The sequence below is a fragment of the Bradyrhizobium sp. 141 genome, from assembly GCF_023074055.1.
Lineage (GTDB): Bacteria > Pseudomonadota > Alphaproteobacteria > Rhizobiales > Xanthobacteraceae > Bradyrhizobium.
Genome location: NZ_JADPKR010000114.1, coordinates 1 through 17,399 on the forward strand (window position 1 = coordinate 1; position 17,399 = coordinate 17,399).

Below are 17,399 nucleotides of genomic sequence, written 5' to 3' on the forward strand. Positions count from 1 at the left end.
GGGGGGGGTATGGCCGGGGCCGCTCCGCCAGCTCGGCAGCGAGCCAGCACCAAACCAAATCCGTCGCGCCAGCCGCAGTTCCCGAGTTGATGAGATTCTTGCGAGGGCAAAAAGCGCACAGGGCATGAGAAAGGGGCTATCTCGCGATAGCCCCTTGCCGGTTGAAATAGTTGTTGGGATCAAATGCCAGCCCCGGCCTGCGCAGTTCTACCTAGATGGCGTAGAATGTGGAGTCCGGGAAACTGCGGTTTCCGCTAGAGGAACGCTCAGCGTCCTGCTCTGCCTGAGGAAGCGGCATCAGCGCCCCAGCTTGCGCTCCACCTTCTTGCGGCTGCTGCCGACCTTCTTGACCGCCTTCTTCACGGCGGAGGCCGAGCGCCTCGTCTTCTTTGCCTCGTAGCTAACCTCGTATTTCTGTCCGCCCGCCACGCGTGCGCGGTCTTGCTTCCGACCGCGAGCGGTCTGCTTCTTTGCCTTAGCCATACTGCACCTCCATGCGCTGCAAAAACGCATGGCGATTCAGTTGGTTCCTTTTCCACTCCACCTACGCGGCAGGGCCGGAACGAATCCGCGCAGAAAGATTCGAATCAAAGAGTTTGTTGCGTGGAGTTGTTTGGTGGCGTTTCAGCGTCAGCGGAAGTCCCCGGCGATCGGCGTCAAGGCGCCTTTGCCGGGCTTCATCGACCCGGCCTTGGCATCCTCCGTCGAGCGGGTGCCGTCCGGGGAGAGGTGGATTCACGAGATCAAGTTCGACGGCTATCGCGTTCAAGTGCACTTCGCCAATGACGCCGTCACCATCTACACCCGGCGCGGCCACGACTGGACCAAGCGCTTCAAGAAAGTCGCCGAGGACGCATGGCACATCAAGGCGGGCTCGGCGATCATCGATGGCGAGGTTGTCGTCCCGGCCGCCGACGGCACGACTGACTTCTCGGTGCTGCAGAACGAGCTGAAGGGCAAGTCGTCCAAGATCGTGCTGGTGGCGTTCGACCTGCTGTATCTCAACGGCCGGGACATTCGCGGCCTGCCGCTGCTTCAGCGCAAGGCCGAGCTGAAGAAGGTCATTTCCGGCACCGACGTGCAGTTCAGCGAAAGCTTCGAGATGGATGGCCGCGAGATGTTCGCGCATGCCTGCAAGGTCGGGCTTGAGGGTGTCGTCTCCAAGGTTCGCGACAGCGCCTATAACAGCGGCCGGGGCAATAGCTGGGTCAAGACAACCTGCGCGCAACGAGAGACCCTCACCATCGCCGGCTTCGCTCTCGACCAGGGCAAGTGGGACGGCGTGTATCTCGGCCGCCGCAAAGGCGATGATCTGATCTATGCCGGCAAGGTAGACCATGGGTTCGACAAGACATCAGCGGCCGAACTGCGGAAGCGCCTGGAGCCGCTGCGGCGAAGGACGCAGCCCTATGCCAAGCGCATTGCGCATAAGGGCCTCTGGGTCGAGCCCAAGTTGCTCGCGGAGATCGAGTACCGCGCCAAGTCTGCGGAGGGAAAGGTGCGGCATCCATTCTTCAAAGGCTTGAGAGAGGACCTTTAGATGCACTTTTGCGCGCGCTGCGGCAGATGGGTGTGTGAAAACTATCCGGACAGGCCGGCTTTCGGACCGCGCGCTTGAGCATCTGATGCCGTCCGTTTTCCACACCCACGACAAGCAGTAGCTGACCGCACGACCGGCCTACTAGGAATCGACAATTTGCCAACTCTGTTGGCTCATGCCCTTGATGATCCGATGTCCACGAAGTCGCGCCAATACCTGTATGGCACTCAGATCAAGATGTCAGCCGAGCGTGCCAGGGAGGCTCGCAAGGAGGCCGACAAGTTGGCTTGCGAGGCGTGGAATTATCGTATGCTTGGTTACAAAGGCCCCGCCCAGCCATCGCCGACGATTGGTGATGCCATCAACGCCGGCTTCTTGTACCTTGAGGTACGATGCCTTGGATGCGACACCAATCAGACCGTGGCACTCGACATCATTCGACGGGCCAAGACAACGCCCGTACATGAACTAGAACGCTACATGCGCTGCAAGGATTGTTCGCAAGTGCGTGGTTACGCGTACAAACGCAGCGAATTGGTGGCGCTGAGACCGACGAAGATTTCCGCTGAACATCCGGCTTCATATTGGTGGCCCGGCGAGCGCTAGGATATTTCTTCCGATGTGCAATCTCTATTCGATCACGACCAATCAGGCCGCCATCGCCGAACTCTTCCGCGTCGTGCGCCGCTACGAAGGCAACTTGCCGCCGATGCCCGGCGTGTTTCCGGATTTCCCCGCACCTGTCATCCGCGATGCGGACGGCGGCGAGCGCGAGCTGGTGATGATGCGCTGGGGCATGCCGCCACCACTCCGCACTGGCGGCCCGCCTGTGACAAATATTCGCAACACCTCGTCGCCGCACTGGCGTGGCTGGCTCAAGCCGGAGCACCGCTGCCTCGTGCCCGTCAACAGCTTTGCCGAATACGCACCGGAGCCGAACCCGGAGACGAAAAAGAAGGACATCGTTTGGTTCGCGCTGACCGAAGAGCGGCCGCTGTTCGCATTCGCCGGCATCTGGACGACGTTCAAGGGCGATCGTGGGACGAAGTCGAAGCCCATTCCGGGGCCGCACCAGGTTTACGGTTTTCTCACCACCGCGCCGAATGCGATTGTCGAACCGATTCATCCCAAGGCTATGCCTGTGCTTCTAACTACGGCCGAAGAATGGGACGTGTGGATGCGCGCGCCTTGGGACGAAGCGAAGGCGCTGCAGCGACCATTGTCAGATAACGAGCTTCAAATTGTCGCGCGTGGCGCCAACAAAGAAGACGTGGCTTCTTAGCTGCTCGCGCTGCGCTGCAGTGCGAAGCTCCTTCGGGCTGATCGTCAGCCCACGTCGACGCCCGGCTCCTCCTCCATCGGAGGCGGCTCCATCGTCTTGCGTCCCAGGAATGTATCGGGTGGCGGCTGCTTCAAAAGCTCGCGGGCTTCGCGAACGAGTTGGCGCATGTATTCTGTCTGATCATGGTCGACAGGCGTCGGCCGATACACCGGCATCGGTGTGCTCCCCTGGCTTGGCAGGCGGGAGCACAATGGTCTCTCAGCCACCGACGCCTACGGACAGAGCCTCGGCCGGTGATAATGGTAAACTACCACAGGTCGCCTCGGTTCCACAGGGAAATGTTCATCAACCTGCGCGCGCCATGAGTAAGCGGCTCAAACCGCTCAACTTGTGCCGCACACCAACGAAGATTCTTCCGGCAAACGTATCAAAAGATACAGACTCGCCGCCACGGCAGGCCTAGCTTTCATGCATCATCGCAAGGCTCTTGGTATCGATCGGTGATGAGAACGCCAGTTGCGCTCCCGCCTCCTCCAACGAGGGAGCACGCCATGCTGAAGCGGCGTCGTTTCAAACAGACCACGACACTCAACGAGAGACTCGCCGACGAAGCCATACGCTGTCGCGAGGAAGCGCGCCGGCTTTCGCCGGGGCGCCGCCGCGAGATGCTGCTGCGCCGGGCGCGGCAGGACGAGGCGGCCATGCAGATCGATGCCTGGCTGCGCTCGCCCGGACTGAGGGCGCCGACATGAGCCAGCAATATCGCGCCTATCTCGTCGGCGAGAACGGCGTCTTCCGCTCCGCCGAGGCATTCGAGGCCCCGTCCGACGAGTCCGCCCTCACCTTTGCGCAGCAGTTCACGCGGCACGGCAAGGTGGAGGTGTGGCAGCTCGGCCGCAAGATCGCCGTGCTGGATTCGGAGCAATCTCGGCCGCCGCCGCCCGCGCGATCCCGGCCGACACTGACTCGTCAATGATCGCGCGCGTCAATGATCGCGTGCGTGCGATCGCGATGTGAGACTTTCGATCTCGAAGTAGAACTTCACCTGCATGATTGGTCCGTTGGCGTCGCGAACGTCGATCGCCATCTCTTGCCTGCCGCCGGCGGGCGACGCGGAAAGGACGGCGTCGCGCGCCATGTCGGCAATCGATTTCGCGGCCTCGGCCTGAACCGCGCGCGGGCTGGACAATTCCAGCCCCTCCTCGTCCAGCGCAATCCCCGTGTCGTCGCGAAGGTCGAAGTAATATCGTGGCATGTCCGTATCCTTTGCCCTATTAGGCGCGGGGCGGATAAAGGTTTCCAGCGGGGCTGAAAAAATCTCCCGGAATCCAACGGGTTCCGGGAACGCAACTCCGGCCCGCTTCGGCCCCGGATTGCGCAGCCTACTCCTCAGCAAGCTTGCGCTCGATATAGGCGTCCACCGTCTCGGCGAACGAGCGCTGCACGCCGACCGCCACATCATGCTGGTCCAGTGCGTCGCGCTGGAGCACGCGCAGGCCGCGGCCGCGGGCGCTGAGTGGCGCCGTGTTCAGGAACTGGTCGATCGCGCCCTTGGCGAGCGGGATGGCCTTGGGATCGCCCCGGGCGATCAGGAGCCGCAACAGGCTCTGGCATTCGGCCAAACCGGGCATGGCTTTAAGCCTCTCACCGTTGCTGCGATGTCGGCTTCGGCCGCTTCACCGGCTGGGTATGGGTGCCGAACAGCGCCAGCAGAAACGCGACTTCTTCCTTCGAACCGATCTGGATCATGATGATCTCCTTTTCGCTTGGTTGGTCGAGGCCCGGGCTCGCGGAGTTCAGGGCAATCGGGTTTCAGCACTGTTTCGGGCGTGTTTCGTCGGGCTGCAATGCCCGCTCGCCGGTTGGGGAACGCGGCAAGCCCGTGTTCACGTCCCGGGAAACCTGAACGGCCAGGCGCAAAGACCTTCACGTCGCATTCATCACCTCGCTCCTAAACCCTAGGCCGACGAAACGGCATGTAGGCAGGACCAATGTCCTTTGACCCGATGGCCGCTGCGGCCGATTGGTTTGATGCCTACCGCGCCGGTGATATCGATTCAGTTCTCGCAATGTATGCGGACGAGGCCGTGATCCATTGCGGCTGCGGCGGCATGAAGACGAGCTCGGGCAAGGACGGCCGACGCGCCTATTGGCTCGACCGCCTCGCCAGATATCCCGCGTCCGGCCTCGACGATCTGCAGCCGTCAGGAGAGACGGCGGTGGTCTCGTATGTCGCGCGCGGCGGCATCGTCACCGCGAGCCTGACCTTCAATGCCTTCGGAAAGATCGCCTCGCACGTCTGCGGTCCGCAAAACTAGGGCGTGTGCTCAGCTTTGTCTTCGCGACAGGCCGTGGCCGCTTCGCCTGAGCGTTCAGCTAAGGGCCGTTGCAGAAGTCTCGATCTTCCCTCTTCGTCTAGTACCGGGAAGAACTGGAAACTTTCCGGAAAGCCTTGAGTTGGCAGGGACTGGTTTTCGGTCCCGGAGAGTGAGCATGGTCGACGAAGCCGTCTTGAAGAACGCCACGGAGATCGCATGGACGGTGTACCGCGCGCGGCATGCTGACGTCGATGCACAGGACAGCCGGCGCTGCCTGCTCGAACGCCACCTGCACAGGAGATGGGAAGAGCGCACGAGCGATACCGAAGAACTCGCCAGCTTCGGGATGGCGTACCTGCATCGGCTTCCCCGAGACGAATGTTGACGACCATGAAAATGCTCGTCGAGCGCGTAGCCCGCGCAAGCACGAGGCCGAGTTGGACGCTGCTCGCGATTTCGTTTCTCCTCTCCGCGATCATCGTGATCGGCTTGCGCATCGCGTTGGGGAACTAGTGCGATGCGGATCGCCCAGCTTGCCCCGTTGGCCGAGAGCGTTCCTCCGAAGCTTTACGGCGGCACGGAGCGGGTGATTGCCTGGCTTGTGGACGAAATGGTCGCGCTCGGACATGAGGTCACCCTGTTCGCGACCGGGGACTCGAAAACCAAAGGAAACCTCCAGGCGGTGTGGCCCCGCGCCCTCCGGCTGGGGCGGAGGGGCGTCGATCCGAACGCCGCCTGCGCGTTGCTGATCGAGGCCATCGCCGAGCGCGCACGCGACTTCGACGTGATCCACTGCCATGTCGACTGGTTGGCCCTGCCGGTCCTGAGTCGGACCGGAGTGCCGTTTCTAACGACAATGCACGGCCGGCTCGACCTTCCGGGGCTTTCCAGCGTGATCGGAGCTTTCCCGGACGCTCCCTTCGTCTCAATATCCGACAACCAGCGCCGTGCGCTTCCGGACGCAAACTGGATCGCGACGATTCCGCACGGATTGCCCAAGGACCTGTTTCGACCATCCGTCGCGGGTGGTTCGTATTTGGCTTTTCTCGGGCGGCTCACGGCGGAGAAGGGGCCGGAAGATGCCATACGCATCGCACGCGCCGTCGGGATGCCGCTGCAAATCGCGGCCAAGATACCCCGCGCGGAGACCGCCTACTTCAAGAAGAAGCTCGAACCCGAGATCGACGGCGAAGAGATCAAACTCGTCGGCGAGGTGGACGAAGCCCGCAAGCAGCCGTTCCTCGCCGGTGCCGCCGCCCTGCTGTTTCCGATCGACTGGCCGGAGCCTTTCGGCCTCGTCATGATCGAGGCGATGGCGTGCGGCACGCCCGTGATCGCCTACCGCTCTGGATCGGTACCGGAAGTCGTGGAAGACGGCGTCACCGGCTTCATCGTGGACGGCCGGGAGCAGGCGATCGAAGCGGTCAAGGAAGTAGGTCGACTGGACCGAAGCAGGATCCGCGCCCGTTTCGAGGAGCGTTTCGCCGCGAGCCGGATGGCGAGGCAGTACGAGGACCGGTACCGCAAACTGGTCGATCGAGGATGGCGCCATGCGTAAGCATATTCAGTACGCGTAGGATGGGTTGCGCCCTCGCGAAACCCGGCATGCCTTGTCGTCGGCGGACGGATCGATGGGTTTCTACGTTCGCTCGACCCATCCTACGAGCTAGGGCGCGTGCGGCGCCTCTTCAGGCGCCGGTAGCCCACCAACGCGCGCCACTCGAATACGCTGATTAAGATGCCGACCAGTGCAGTCCCGACCCCGCACATTATCAAAATCATTTGGAGCATCGAATCACCACGTGTCGATGCTCCCGAGCGTACCAAAGTGAAGAGTCGTTCCGAAGGCTTATTTGGGCGGCTGCAGTCCGGGCGAGGTCAGCCAGTCGCTGAGATGTGAGCCGGTCTCGACGATCCTGGCTCGCTTGAGTAAGACCTCACGTTCCGCACCAGCCGGTAAATGGCTCGCCCGTTCTTTGAGTATATTGGCCTGCTCGGCCATTCGTTCTTCAAGCGAGCGGGTCTGCACGATTCTGCGGCGCTCTCCCATGGCGCGCTCCTCAACTGCTGACTACGATTCCAAACCGCAAAAGTAAGTTCACTTCCGGTCGCAAAACCAGGACGCTCCCGGATTCACAACTCAGCTCCGGGCCGCTGTTAGAAAAATGGCCCCAGCTCGTGGGATATTGGCGGGCATTAGAGCTGGGGCCTATCGGGGTTTGCCCTTGGGGAAGGGCACCGGGAAAACTCGGCAATTGCAGGAATGTTCCTGTCCTAATTTTCAGATTGCGGCGCTGCCTCGTCGCCGGACGGATTGATGGGTTCGCTTTCGTTACGAGCTACGAGCTGGGACGTGTGCTCCGGTCTGTCTTCGGGACCGGACATGGCCGGTGCGCTCTAGCGCGGGTCAGCTAAGGGGCCAAGAGGAGCCGTCCTGAAAAGCAAGAGGCCGCCACTGAGGCGGCCTTAATTCATCTTGCGCCGTAGCTGCTTGATGATCTCCCGAAGATCGGCCGCGTACTCCTCGATGACCCGGCGAGCCTCCTCCAAGCGCGACGACTTGGTTTCGCTAGCCTCAGTCCGTTTGTCAGGAGCCGGCATAGCCTAACGATCTTCCCGGGCAGACCGAGAGGTTTGATCCAGCTCAACCAGGCTGAGGCGGACTTTACTCCGCTGCGTCCTGCACGGTGCGGATGTGTTCGGCGCGACGGGCCAGCTCATCATAGGTCTTGGCGACCTTGCGCAAGCTTTCCTTCGTCTGGTGATGCTCGCAATTGTCGGCCTTGGTGCGAAACTCCTCCGCTCGCAGGCGCCAGTACTTTGGCGGGTGCATACGCTCGATACCCATGACGCCAATCCCCTGAATTGGTCCGTTCATGCCGATCAATGGACCTTCAGTCCAAGTGTTCCAGCAAACTACTAAAGTAGCAGATTGGACTCAGCGCGTAGGATGGATTGAGCATTTGCGAAACCCATTTGCTTCGTCAGCCGGGCTTTGATGGATTTCGCTTTCGACCCATGCCGCACTCAGCCTGTAGACGCAAACGGCAGGCCGAGCTCGATGCAAGGTGAAGGCGAAGCGGGCAAACGGGATATCGTGGCAATCGTTCCTCGCGCCCTCACTTGCGCGAGCCCGATCGAAGCTTGGCCGTGCTGCGGCACTCGGCAGCTTCGAACCCGAGCAACCAATTCGAATCTCGCTTGTTGTCGCCGGCACAATCACTTGCAGGAGACAACAACATGACACGTCTAACTCTACTCGCCGCAACCTTGTTGCTGCTCGCCTCGGTGCCGGCGGGCGCCCAGTCGCAGCCTGCGCAAAGCGGACCGGGCAACAACGCCGTCAACAGCTCGGACCAGAACAACTCGAACAAGCCGGTCGAGGGCCGCAACAGCTTCACCGAGGGACAGGCGAAGTCGCGGATCGAGGGCGCCGGATATTCCAACGTCTCCGGCCTGCAGAAGGATGACCAGGGCGTCTGGCGCGGCAAGGCCGACAAGGCCGGCACCAAGACCGACGTCAGCCTGGACTTCCAGGGCAACGTGAACCCCACCAAGTAAGGACTCCCAGACATGACCATCACCATCTCCCGCCTCTACGACAATTATTCCGACGCCGAGCGCGCGGTGACGCGGCTCGAGGGGGCCGGCGTACCGCACGCCGACATCAGCATCGTCGCCAATAATTCGGACAATTGGTACGGCTCCTCGCGCGGCAAGGTCGATCGTGACCGCGACGGCACCGACGATCGTGCCGAAGGCGCCGGCACGGGTGCCGGCATCGGCGCCGGCCTCGGCGGCGCGGCAGGCCTTCTCGCCGGTCTCGGCCTGCTCGCCATCCCCGGCCTCGGGCCGGTCGTGGCCGCAGGATGGCTGGCCTCGACCGCAGCCGGCGCAGCCGCCGGTGCGGCCACGGGCGGCATCGTCGGCGCCCTGACGCAGGCCGGCGTCTCCAAGGAAGATGCATCGCGCTATGCCGAGGGCGTTCGCCGCGGCGGCACGCTGGTGTCCGCGAGGGTGCCCGACCAGGACCGCGCGCGGCTCGATGCCCTGCTCCACGAGAGATCCGTGAACCTTGGGGATCGCAGCGCGGCCTGGCAGAAGGCCGGCTGGACCGACTTCGATGCCGCAAGCCCGCCGCTGTCTCCGGAGGACATCGGCCGCGAGCGCGAGCTCTACGGCGCGGGCACGCGGCGATAGCTCCGGTCAGACATGACAAGAAAAGGCCCCGCGGGTGCGGGGCCTTTTTTGACGTGAGCGCGATACGCCTGGCCGCACCGGGAAAAACAGGCATTTAGCTCCGAATTTAGCCAAATCCGCCGCATCGGATTCGGCGGAATGAAAGCTCTTCGCGCCATGCTGAAGCATGTCGCCTGCTCTCCTTGCGCGGACGCAATCGGGAGAGCTTCGGAGAGATCGCCCATGTATTACGTCGCCGCTGCATTGCTGGTGCTGTCGGGACTGTTCTATTCCGCGAGCCATCACGAGATCGGCTCGCTCGGCGTCACCATGTGCACCTATGGCAGCCGGTTCTGCGACAACCCGCTGATCGTCTTTTCCGGCGCGGCGCTGGCCGCCGCCTGGGGCATGTTCGTCAGCGTCAAGTAGCGCGGCGGCACCAGACTTCCATCGCTCGCTCAAGACCGCGCCTGGACGCGAGGCCCGCGCCGGGCGACCGGAGGTGTTCGAGAATTCTTGCGATGATGGCACTCTACAGGTGTTTTGCCCGACAGGTCAAGCCGAATTAGACTTATCCGAAACTACGATCTCCGGCATGGTAGGAACATTCGTTCTCTCATTAGCATTTGCTAGTGAGAACACCGCCCCCGATCGAGGTCTTCCCTTCCATGAGCGACAGCGCCGTCACCCCGACGAAATCCTCGCCGACGCTGCTGCAACGGCTGGGGCCGGGCCTGATCACGGGAGCTGCCGACGACGATCCGTCGGGCATCGCCACCTATTCGCAGGCCGGCGCGCAATTCGGCTATGGGCTGCTCTGGACGGTGTTTCTGACCACGCCGTTCATGATCGCCATCCAGCTCGTCAGCGCGCAGATCGGCCGCGTCACCGGCAAGGGGCTCGCCGCCAACGTCATGCAGGTCGCGCCGCGCTGGGCGGTGCTCAGCCTCGTCGCCATGCTCGTTGCCGCGAACACATTCAACATCGCCGCCGACATCGCCGCGATGGCCGAGGCGCTCTCGCTCGTCATCGGCGGGCTCAACCACGAGCACGCCTTGATCTTCGCGGCGGGCTCGACCTTGCTGCAGGTGTTCCTGCCCTATCGCCGCTATTCGCCGGTGCTGAAATTCCTCACCTTGGCGCTGTTCGCCTATGTCGCGACCGCCTTCACGGTCAAGATCCCGTGGAGCACGGCGCTGCTCGCCGCGGTCTGGCCCAAGGCCAATGTCAGCGCTGACTATCTCTTGATGGTGGTGGCCGTGCTCGGCACCACGATCAGCCCGTATTTGTTCTTCTGGCAGGCCTCGCAGGAGATCGAGGAGATGAACCAGGGCGAACGCGACAAGCCGCTGCGCGAGCTCAAGCGCGGCGGCACCCACGAACTCGACCGCATCAAGACCGACACCATCTCGGGCATGCTGCTCTCCAACGGCATCGCCTTCTTCATCATTCTCACCACCGCGTCGGTGCTGCACGCCAACGGCGTCACCAGGATCAACTCGGCGACAGAGGCGGCCGAAGCGCTGCGGCCGCTCGCCGGGGACTTCACCTTCGCGCTGTTCGCGATCGGCATCATCGGCACGGGGCTGCTCGCGATCCCGGTGCTGGCGGGCTCGGCCGCTTATGGCGTCGCGGAGATCTTCGGCTGGCGCGCCACGCTGGAGGCCAAGCCCGACGAGGCGGTCGGCTTCTACACCATCATCGCAGCGGCCACCATCATCGGCTTCGGCCTCGGCTTCACCGGAATAGACTCGATCCACATGCTGGTCTGGAGCGCGGTGCTCAACGGCATCGTCGCCGTCCCCATCATGGCAATGATGATGCTGATCGTCTCGAGTCGCGCGATCATGGGCCGCTTCAGGGCCCGGTCATGGCTGATCGCGCTCGGCTGGCTCGGCACCGCGCTGATGGCGCTGGCCGTCCTCGCCTTGCTCGGCTCGTCGGTGATGGGCTGAACAAGCTACGGCGTTACGGGATTGACGGTCGGCGACGTCTTGGGCCCAGGCCGCGCCGGCTCGATCGGCGACTTCGGTCTGGTCGGGAGCACCGCGGCGCCAGCGGCCCGTGCCGCTTCTCCAGTGGTCGCATACATCGCAACATGCGCCGGCTGGGTCTTGGCGCGATTCCAAGGGCCGTGGTCGACGATCAGCATTGCTGCAATCGTCACACCAGCCACGATGAGCGCGATCACGCCGGGATGGCGGAGGGCTGTGGAAATAGAGCTCGCGAAACGACCACTTGTCATCGAAGCATCCGTTATTGTCCTATCGGAGGTTAATTCAGAGGCGCCCCTCCCGGTTCCCCGCATCCCTCCAGCAGTTCCAGGCCAGCGTGGCGCTTCTGCGGCAGCAGAAGCGCCCGCGCCAAGGAACAGCCTTTCCGGCCGTCGCCCTTGCAGCGCACAAGCGCCGTCGGCCGATTCACTCGCCCGGAGCGATCGCGTTGCTCGGCGTCGGCCGGTCGGTGATCTGCTGGCCGAACAGGCTGCCGATCAACTCAACAGCAGTCCGCGCCGTCCGACCGCGTTCGTCCAGGAAGGGATTGAGTTCGACGATGTCGACCGATCCGACTGCGCCGGAATCGTGCAACAGCTCCATGATCAGGTGCGCCTCACGGTAGGTCGCGCCACCCGGCACCGTGGTGCCGACGCCCGGCGCCACGCAGGGGTCGAGGAAATCGACGTCGAAGCTGACATGCAGCACGCCGTTGCTCGCCTTGACCCGCTCGATGACCCGCCGGATCAACACGGCGACGCCGAACTCGTCGATCTGGCGCATGTCGACGACCCTGATCCGACGTGCGCGCATCAGCTCCTTTTCGAGCTTGTCGATCGAACGCGCGCCGAACAGATCGAGCCTGTCAGGGCCGATCGAAGCGCGCGGCTCGTCGCCGAGCAGGCCGTCGAGGCCGGGCTCGCCGCACAAGAACGCGGCCGACATGCCGTGCATGTTCGCGGTGATCGTCGTCTCCGGCGTGTTGTAGTCGGCATGGGCATCGAGCCACAGCACGAACAGTTCCCGTCCACGCTCCTGCCAATGGCGCGCCATGGCATTGACCGATCCCATGGACAGCGTGTGATCGCCGCCGAGGAAGATCGGCAGCGCGCCGGTTTTCGCGATCTCATGGCCTCGTTGGCTCAGAACGCGCGTCCAGCGCTGGATCTCGCGGTAGTGATTGGCTCTTTCCGGCGGCCTGTCGGGGAGGTCCCGGATCTCGCTTGCGGAAAGATCGCCGTAGTCGACGACCTCGAAATCCAGGCTTTCCAGCAGTGTCGCAAGGCCCGCAGTGCGCAGCGCCGCAGGACCCATCAAGGTGCCGCGCTGCGAGGCCCCCATGTCGATGGGAGCACCGAGCAAGGCGATGCGCCGGGTTCGATCCGTCATGGCCTGATCGGTCACGGCTGCCTCCTGCGTCAACAAGGTTGAGCAAGCCTAACAGAGATTCGCACCCGTCGTTTCCCGGGTACCTCCGCTGTCGGCGGATCACCTCGGAACAAAATCCCGTGCGCTGAATTGCCCATCCAAGGCCGGCACCCGCCGTCAATCACGGCGCCTGTCGCGGATAGCCAAAGGTCGTCAGACCCGCTGTTCTAAACGAGCGCTCGCGCGGATAGCCAAAGGTGCCGGCCTCCGCCATCAGGCTTGGAGGTCGCGCACTTGAGCACGGACTTACCGCAATCCCCCTCCCAACCCGGCGTGGCCGAGCGTGCCCTCGATGCGGCAGCCGATGTCTCCCGCACGATCGGTGAAGTCGCCGGTGGCCTGCACGCAGCAGTCGACCGTCTGACCTCTACAATCGAGGAATCGCGCAAGCCCGGCGGAGCCCTCGCGACGGTTGCCGCGATCACGCGCGAAGCGCCGCTTTCCAGCCTGTTCGTCGCCTTCCTCTTTGGCGTCGCGGTCGCGCGGCGACGATAGAAACGCGGCGACCCTGCTCAGGCAGCGCTGACCGCGACGAGCTCAGCCGCCAGGAATTGCTTTTCGAATGCCTCGGCGGGCATCGGACGGCCGAAGAAATATCCCTGCCCTTCCTCGCATCCCATGCTGACCAGGAAGTCGGCGGTTGCGCGGTTCTCAATGCCTTCAGCCACGACCGTGAGGCCAAGCTGCTTGCTGAGGCCGATGGTCGAGCCGACGATCGCGGCATCGTCGGAATTCGCGAGTAGGCCGAACACGAACGACCGGTCGATCTTGAGACCGTCGAGCGGAAACTTCTTGAGGTAGCTCAGGCTTGCATAGCCCGTGCCGAAATCATCGAACAGGACGCGGACACCCAGCTGCTGGATCCGCTTGAACATGTCGAGCACGCGAATTTCGTCATGGAGCAGGATGTCTTCGGTGACCTCGATCTCAAGCAGCGAGGGCGAGAGCTCCGTCGCATCGAGAAGCGCCGCAACCGCATGCGCGAGATCGCCGGACTGAAGCTGCGAGGGCGAGAGGTTGATCGCGACGCGCACGCCGTTGCCCGACACCTCCCAGGTACGCGCCTGACGGCAGGCGGTCTCCATCACCCAGTTCGCGATCCGCTCGGACAGGGCCGAAGTGTTGACCACCGGCATGAACTCCGCAGGCGAGACGTAGCCGCGCACGGGATGTCGCCAACGGATGAGCGCTTCGGCCCCGACAAGGCTGCCGTCGATCAGACGAACCTGGGGCTGGTAAAACAGCTCGAACTCGCCGCGATCTGCGGCAAGCGCCAACTCGCTCTCCAGCGTCAGCCGGTTCTCCAGCTCCTGCCTGATCGCAGCCTCGAAGAGCACGTGGCCGCCCCGCCGTGTCGCCTTGGCACGGCTCAGCGCGAGATGGCCGTTGCTCAGGAGATCGTCAGCGTTATGTCCGCCTTCTGGATAGACGGCAACTCCGATGCTGATCCTGACGCGGTGCTGCCGCGTGCCCGTTGCAAGCGGCGCTTCGAACGCCTGCGCGATCCGCTCGGCGAACGCCACGATCGGTTCGCCGGCCTCTGCACAATCAAGCGCGATGGCGAATTCGTCGCCGCTGAGGCGGGCCACAACCGCCTTGCCATCGGCCTCGATCCGGAGACGCTCAGCGACGGCGCGCAGCACGCGGTCACCGGCTGAATGCCCAAGCATGTTGTTGATTTGCTGGAAGCCGTCGAGCCCGATTACGAGCAACCCGACCTCGCGAGGCCGCCGCCTCACATCCGCAATCATGCCGGCGAGCCCGGCATGCAGCGTGTTGCGATTGGCAAGACCGGTCAGCGCGTCGTGTTCGGCAAGATATTTGACGCGTTCGACCTCGCGTTTGCGCACCGAGATGTCGCGAAGGATCGCGCCGTACTGAAAGCCATCCGTTCCCTGCCAGCCCGAGAAGCTTGCCTCGACGGGGAAGGTTTCGCCATTCTTGCGCCGGCCCTCGAACTCGACGACGACCGCCCCGCCCGGAACCAGGAGTGCCTGGCGCGCGGCATCGTGCATGGACGGCCTCGCCCCGACGTCCACCGGAACAGCGCACAGCGTTTCGAACGGGCGGCCGATCATCTCGGCCGGCGCGAAGCCGAAGATCGCACTCGCCCCCGGATTCCAAACCGTGATCCGGTGATCCTCGTCGGTGCAGACGAGACCGTCGCCAAGCGACATCGCAATGCGATGGAAGCGGCTCTCGGCGATGCGTCCCAAAAGACTACGGAAATCGATCTCGTCCAGCGCAATCGCAGTCAGATAGGCGATGATCGCGATGTGGAATAGCGATGTGTCGATGACGAGGGGCCATCTTGCCTGCACGAGGGCTGCGACCAGTTCGACGGCCGCCCCGGAGGCGATGAGGACAGTGACGCGAATTCCTGGCGCAATGCGGCGCCACGAATACATCATCAGCAGGCAGATCAAACCCAGGCCCAGGATCATGCCGATATCGGACGTCCAGCGCAGCATCCGGCCCTGAAGGACCGATTCGGCAGCCAGCGCCTGGAGGACCGGCCCCGAGACGATCCTGCCGTTGGGAACGCTGAACCGGTCACCAAGCTCGAGCGCCGTGGCGCCGACGATGATCTTCTTGTCTCTCAACTTGTCGAGAGTCGCGGTATCGCCGCGCAGCACGTCGATATAGGAGACGCTCGGAATGGAGGTTGCGCGAATACTGAAATCGATCAGAAAGGGCGGCCGCCGATTGACGTCCTGCCCAGCCAGCACGACGGCCATCGACGGCATCAACGCATCGCCAAGCCGTTCTCCGAACGGATAGCGGCGAACGAGTCCGTCGGATTCGACTGCGACATTCACGACGGCCGGCCAGGACTGGTTGCCGAACGGCTTCAGGGGGCGATTGACGTGCGCCGCGCCGCCATTCGGCGTCGGCTGCTTGAAGGACGGCAGGATCGTCGAGCCCCCGACCTCGCGAAGGGCCTTGACGAAGGCCTCGTCGGACGCCGGATCCGACGGCGTGCTGAAATCGACATCGAAGGCGATGTCCCTCGCTCCCGCGGCCTCGAGCCTGTGCAACAGCTCCGCGTGCAGCCGGCGCGGCCAGGGCCACACCCCGATCTGATCGATGGACGGTGCGTCGATCGCCACCACGACGACATTGCCGCTGGCGTCGCGCGATTGCCAGGCGAACCGCAGATCGGTGAGCGCGTTGCGAAGCGCACCATGCCATCCCGTGGACAGCACGATCGCAAGCGCGATCACGACGAGAATATGCGGCCGATAGCGTTTCACTCCGATCCTCCCCCGCACCCGCTCCTGCAGGTGCGCCCCACTCATCCCCTAGGAAACCGCTTCAGTGTCGGTTGTGGCCGTAGCCATGGCCATTGCTGCCATTGCCGCCGCCATTCCCGTTACCGTCGCCGTTGTTGCCCCTGCCGTTGCCAGTAGCACCATGGTTGCCGTGGTTTCCGTTATTGCCGTTGTTACCGTTTCCGTTGTTGCCGTTGCCACCGGAGTTTCCGTTGCTGGCTCCAGGGCTGTCGCTGGAAGCGCCCGCAGCCGCGGCGGCTATTGCCGCGCCTGCGCTCGACAAGTTGCCGGCCGACGACGCACTGCTTGTCGTCACGGCAGTCTGGACGGAGCTGTTGGGCGCTGTCGTGCTGGACTTGCCATCGCTCCAGACCGTCTCAGTACCGGCGTTGACGTTCGCGTTGCGCACCTGGCCGGGAGCAACGGCGCCGTGGGCGAGCCCGCGTGTCACCTGGTGGAAGTTCAGCTTGACTTCGCCGAGCGAGCTCGAGATGTGCACCACACCGGCCCTGGATGCATGACCTCCTGCCGCCTGATGAGACGGCTTCGGCGCGCCCGCCGCCTTGGTCCCCTTGTCGATCGGACCGAGCGCGTGGATCGCATGTCCGTTCGCGGCGTTGCGCGGCACCGACAGGCCTGATTTCGGTACTGGCACACGCTCGATCGCGGGAGCGCGCGGCTTGCCATGCTCGATCGGATTGAACGTCCCTGCACCGCTCAGGCTGAGACCGGGCTTGCCGTGCTCAAAGACGGTGGCCGCCTGTCCCGGCATAACCTGGGCAATCTGTCCCGTCCTGAAGTCGGAGACCTCGACTTGGCCGCGGAGCACGCCGACCTTGGTGCTGCCCGCCCCCACCGTGACGCTGAACTGCGTTCCCTTGACCACGGCGGCGAGATAGGGCGTCTCGACCTCGAAATGCTTGACGTTGCGCTTCTCGACTTCGAGCAGGATCGAACCCGCCTGCCGGATAATGGTGGTCGAGAGCCCGTCCTTCTTCTCGGCCGGCAAGCCGACCACGGAGTTGGGACGGATCAGAATCGTTTCCTCGCCGCGGACGAGCAGCACCCGGCCATTGCGTCCGGTGCGGATGGTATTGCCAGGCTTGAGCGTCTCTTCCTGATTCAGTGAGACCTGTTGCGCCCCGTCGGTCGCGATCCATACCTCACCGGTGGCCTTGCTGACCGACCAGACACCATCCTCCGCGGCGGATGCACCGGAAGCCATTCCCAGGATCAGTGCCGCCACGAAGGCGCACCGAATTCCAATTCTGCCGAGCATGACGTTCCTCAGTCCGCGTTACAGCCAGGCCTGGGGGGTATCCGAAATCACTCAAGAGAGAATTAGCGGGTAACGGTCAGCCAAGTGGCCGCCTTAACCAATCATTG

The 17,399-nt window shown here is 63.5% G+C and carries 23 protein-coding genes; 13 read left to right on the forward strand and 10 right to left on the reverse strand.

Annotated features, from left to right (window positions below):
• Positions 1-297 precede the first annotated feature (297 nt).
• On the reverse strand, positions 298-483 hold the full coding sequence (locus tag IVA81_RS37900; protein WP_247327743.1) for a DUF3606 domain-containing protein: 186 nt from the start codon (positions 481-483) through the stop codon (positions 298-300).
• Positions 484-616: 133 nt separating this feature from the next.
• On the opposite strand from IVA81_RS37900, the gene ligD reads away from it, so the two are divergent.
• The 3 genes from ligD to IVA81_RS37915 all read left to right on the forward strand — a co-directional run bounded on the left by ligD (position 617) and on the right by IVA81_RS37915 (position 2,822).
• On the forward strand, positions 617-1,540 hold the full coding sequence (gene ligD / locus IVA81_RS37905; RefSeq protein ID WP_247328584.1) for a non-homologous end-joining DNA ligase: 924 nt from the start codon (positions 617-619) through the stop codon (positions 1,538-1,540).
• A gap of 192 nt (positions 1,541-1,732) precedes the next feature.
• Positions 1,733-2,146 (forward strand): hypothetical protein, encoded by a 414-nt coding sequence (locus IVA81_RS37910; RefSeq protein ID WP_247327746.1) that lies wholly within the window; start codon positions 1,733-1,735, stop codon positions 2,144-2,146.
• Positions 2,147-2,159: 13 nt separating this feature from the next.
• Positions 2,160-2,822, forward strand: coding sequence for an SOS response-associated peptidase (locus tag IVA81_RS37915; protein ID WP_247327750.1), 663 nt, complete (start codon positions 2,160-2,162; stop codon positions 2,820-2,822).
• 44 nt (positions 2,823-2,866) lie between these two features.
• On the opposite strand, the gene IVA81_RS40560 is transcribed toward IVA81_RS37915, so the two are convergent.
• Entirely contained in the window at positions 2,867-2,989 is a 123-nt protein-coding gene (locus IVA81_RS40560) for a hypothetical protein (RefSeq protein WP_256469428.1), read from the reverse strand.
• Between the two features lie 384 nt (positions 2,990-3,373).
• On the opposite strand from IVA81_RS40560, the gene IVA81_RS37920 reads away from it, so the two are divergent.
• Entirely contained in the window at positions 3,374-3,574 is a 201-nt protein-coding gene (locus IVA81_RS37920) for a hypothetical protein (protein WP_247327753.1), read from the forward strand.
• Positions 3,571-3,798 carry a hypothetical protein gene (locus tag IVA81_RS37925; RefSeq protein WP_247327756.1) on the forward strand — a complete coding sequence of 76 codons (228 nt, stop codon included), beginning with the start codon at positions 3,571-3,573 and terminating at the stop codon, positions 3,796-3,798. Before IVA81_RS37920 ends, IVA81_RS37925 begins: the two co-directional genes overlap by 4 nt.
• A gap of 9 nt (positions 3,799-3,807) precedes the next feature.
• On the opposite strand, the gene IVA81_RS37930 is transcribed toward IVA81_RS37925, so the two are convergent.
• Both IVA81_RS37930 and IVA81_RS37935 read right to left on the reverse strand, forming a co-directional pair.
• Positions 3,808-4,077: a hypothetical protein gene (locus IVA81_RS37930; protein WP_247327759.1), complete on the reverse strand. Its 270-nt coding sequence runs from the start codon at positions 4,075-4,077 to the stop codon at positions 3,808-3,810.
• Between the two features lie 127 nt (positions 4,078-4,204).
• Positions 4,205-4,453, reverse strand: coding sequence for a hypothetical protein (locus tag IVA81_RS37935; RefSeq protein ID WP_212090665.1), 249 nt, complete (start codon positions 4,451-4,453; stop codon positions 4,205-4,207).
• Positions 4,454-4,813: 360 nt separating this feature from the next.
• Between IVA81_RS37935 and IVA81_RS37940 the strand changes: the two genes are divergently transcribed.
• From IVA81_RS37940 to IVA81_RS37950, 3 genes are all read left to right on the forward strand, one after another.
• Positions 4,814-5,140: a nuclear transport factor 2 family protein gene (locus IVA81_RS37940; protein WP_247327774.1), complete on the forward strand. Its 327-nt coding sequence runs from the start codon at positions 4,814-4,816 to the stop codon at positions 5,138-5,140.
• Between the two features lie 175 nt (positions 5,141-5,315).
• Positions 5,316-5,525 (forward strand): hypothetical protein, encoded by a 210-nt coding sequence (locus IVA81_RS37945; RefSeq protein WP_247327776.1) that lies wholly within the window; start codon positions 5,316-5,318, stop codon positions 5,523-5,525.
• Between the two features lie 132 nt (positions 5,526-5,657).
• Positions 5,658-6,698, forward strand: a complete 1,041-nt coding sequence (locus tag IVA81_RS37950) for a glycosyltransferase family 4 protein (protein ID WP_247327779.1) — start codon at positions 5,658-5,660, stop codon at positions 6,696-6,698.
• A 291-nt stretch (positions 6,699-6,989) separates the two neighbouring features.
• On the opposite strand, the gene IVA81_RS37955 is transcribed toward IVA81_RS37950, so the two are convergent.
• Both IVA81_RS37955 and IVA81_RS37960 read right to left on the reverse strand, forming a co-directional pair.
• Entirely contained in the window at positions 6,990-7,190 is a 201-nt protein-coding gene (locus tag IVA81_RS37955) for a hypothetical protein (RefSeq protein WP_247327781.1), read from the reverse strand.
• Between the two features lie 615 nt (positions 7,191-7,805).
• Positions 7,806-7,988 carry a hypothetical protein gene (locus IVA81_RS37960; RefSeq protein ID WP_247327795.1) on the reverse strand — a complete coding sequence of 61 codons (183 nt, stop codon included), beginning with the start codon at positions 7,986-7,988 and terminating at the stop codon, positions 7,806-7,808.
• A gap of 392 nt (positions 7,989-8,380) precedes the next feature.
• On the opposite strand from IVA81_RS37960, the gene IVA81_RS37965 reads away from it, so the two are divergent.
• The 4 genes from IVA81_RS37965 to IVA81_RS37980 all read left to right on the forward strand — a co-directional run bounded on the left by IVA81_RS37965 (position 8,381) and on the right by IVA81_RS37980 (position 11,274).
• Positions 8,381-8,701 (forward strand): hypothetical protein, encoded by a 321-nt coding sequence (locus IVA81_RS37965; protein ID WP_247327797.1) that lies wholly within the window; start codon positions 8,381-8,383, stop codon positions 8,699-8,701.
• Between the two features lie 12 nt (positions 8,702-8,713).
• A complete protein-coding gene (locus IVA81_RS37970) occupies positions 8,714-9,340 on the forward strand; it encodes a hypothetical protein (RefSeq protein ID WP_247327798.1) in 627 nt (208 codons plus the stop codon).
• Between the two features lie 222 nt (positions 9,341-9,562).
• The gene (locus tag IVA81_RS37975) at positions 9,563-9,748 is read left to right on the forward strand and encodes a hypothetical protein (protein ID WP_247327799.1); all 186 of its coding nucleotides are present in this window, start codon (positions 9,563-9,565) and stop codon (positions 9,746-9,748) included.
• Positions 9,749-9,987: 239 nt separating this feature from the next.
• On the forward strand, positions 9,988-11,274 hold the full coding sequence (locus tag IVA81_RS37980; RefSeq protein ID WP_247327801.1) for a divalent metal cation transporter: 1,287 nt from the start codon (positions 9,988-9,990) through the stop codon (positions 11,272-11,274).
• A 5-nt stretch (positions 11,275-11,279) separates the two neighbouring features.
• Here IVA81_RS37980 and IVA81_RS37985 read toward each other — a convergent pair whose 3' ends face one another.
• Positions 11,280-11,564, reverse strand: a complete 285-nt coding sequence (locus tag IVA81_RS37985; RefSeq protein ID WP_247327803.1) for a hypothetical protein — start codon at positions 11,562-11,564, stop codon at positions 11,280-11,282.
• 175 nt (positions 11,565-11,739) lie between these two features.
• On the reverse strand, positions 11,740-12,717 hold the full coding sequence (gene rocF, locus IVA81_RS37990) for an arginase (protein ID WP_247327805.1): 978 nt from the start codon (positions 12,715-12,717) through the stop codon (positions 11,740-11,742).
• 258 nt (positions 12,718-12,975) lie between these two features.
• Between rocF and IVA81_RS37995 the strand changes: the two genes are divergently transcribed.
• Complete coding sequence (locus IVA81_RS37995) at positions 12,976-13,236, forward strand: hypothetical protein (protein WP_247327807.1); 261 nt, start codon at positions 12,976-12,978, stop codon at positions 13,234-13,236.
• 17 nt (positions 13,237-13,253) lie between these two features.
• Here IVA81_RS37995 and IVA81_RS38000 read toward each other — a convergent pair whose 3' ends face one another.
• Together IVA81_RS38000 and IVA81_RS38005 are read right to left on the reverse strand one after the other, a co-directional pair.
• Positions 13,254-15,995 carry an EAL domain-containing protein gene (locus IVA81_RS38000; RefSeq protein ID WP_247327809.1) on the reverse strand — a complete coding sequence of 914 codons (2,742 nt, stop codon included), beginning with the start codon at positions 15,993-15,995 and terminating at the stop codon, positions 13,254-13,256.
• 61 nt (positions 15,996-16,056) lie between these two features.
• Complete coding sequence (locus tag IVA81_RS38005) at positions 16,057-17,292, reverse strand: FecR family protein (RefSeq protein WP_247327811.1); 1,236 nt, start codon at positions 17,290-17,292, stop codon at positions 16,057-16,059.
• Positions 17,293-17,399 lie beyond the last annotated feature (107 nt).

Excerpts from the sequence above, each read along its gene's own strand:
- IVA81_RS37925 (WP_247327756.1), top strand. The coding sequence starts at position 3,571 with ATGAGCCAGCAATATCGCGCCTATCTCGTCGGCGAGAACGGCGTCTTC.
- IVA81_RS37965 (WP_247327797.1), top strand. The coding sequence starts at position 8,381 with ATGACACGTCTAACTCTACTCGCCGCAACCTTGTTGCTGCTCGCCTCG.
- IVA81_RS37940 (WP_247327774.1), top strand. The coding sequence starts at position 4,814 with ATGTCCTTTGACCCGATGGCCGCTGCGGCCGATTGGTTTGATGCCTAC.
- IVA81_RS37915 (WP_247327750.1), top strand. The coding sequence starts at position 2,160 with ATGTGCAATCTCTATTCGATCACGACCAATCAGGCCGCCATCGCCGAA.
- IVA81_RS37955 (WP_247327781.1), bottom strand. The coding sequence starts at position 7,190 with ATGGGAGAGCGCCGCAGAATCGTGCAGACCCGCTCGCTTGAAGAACGA.
- IVA81_RS37985 (WP_247327803.1), bottom strand. The coding sequence starts at position 11,564 with ATGACAAGTGGTCGTTTCGCGAGCTCTATTTCCACAGCCCTCCGCCAT.
- IVA81_RS37970 (WP_247327798.1), top strand. The coding sequence starts at position 8,714 with ATGACCATCACCATCTCCCGCCTCTACGACAATTATTCCGACGCCGAG.
- IVA81_RS37945 (WP_247327776.1), top strand. The coding sequence starts at position 5,316 with ATGGTCGACGAAGCCGTCTTGAAGAACGCCACGGAGATCGCATGGACG.
- IVA81_RS37900 (WP_247327743.1), bottom strand. The coding sequence starts at position 483 with ATGGCTAAGGCAAAGAAGCAGACCGCTCGCGGTCGGAAGCAAGACCGC.
- IVA81_RS37930 (WP_247327759.1), bottom strand. The coding sequence starts at position 4,077 with ATGCCACGATATTACTTCGACCTTCGCGACGACACGGGGATTGCGCTG.
- IVA81_RS37935 (WP_212090665.1), bottom strand. The coding sequence starts at position 4,453 with ATGCCCGGTTTGGCCGAATGCCAGAGCCTGTTGCGGCTCCTGATCGCC.
- IVA81_RS40560 (WP_256469428.1), bottom strand. The coding sequence starts at position 2,989 with ATGCGCCAACTCGTTCGCGAAGCCCGCGAGCTTTTGAAGCAGCCGCCA.
- IVA81_RS37980 (WP_247327801.1), top strand. The coding sequence starts at position 9,988 with ATGAGCGACAGCGCCGTCACCCCGACGAAATCCTCGCCGACGCTGCTG.
- IVA81_RS38005 (WP_247327811.1), bottom strand. The coding sequence starts at position 17,292 with ATGCTCGGCAGAATTGGAATTCGGTGCGCCTTCGTGGCGGCACTGATC.
- IVA81_RS37910 (WP_247327746.1), top strand. The coding sequence starts at position 1,733 with ATGTCCACGAAGTCGCGCCAATACCTGTATGGCACTCAGATCAAGATG.
- IVA81_RS37975 (WP_247327799.1), top strand. The coding sequence starts at position 9,563 with ATGTATTACGTCGCCGCTGCATTGCTGGTGCTGTCGGGACTGTTCTAT.
- IVA81_RS37950 (WP_247327779.1), top strand. The coding sequence starts at position 5,658 with ATGCGGATCGCCCAGCTTGCCCCGTTGGCCGAGAGCGTTCCTCCGAAG.
- IVA81_RS37960 (WP_247327795.1), bottom strand. The coding sequence starts at position 7,988 with ATGGGTATCGAGCGTATGCACCCGCCAAAGTACTGGCGCCTGCGAGCG.
- IVA81_RS37920 (WP_247327753.1), top strand. The coding sequence starts at position 3,374 with ATGCTGAAGCGGCGTCGTTTCAAACAGACCACGACACTCAACGAGAGA.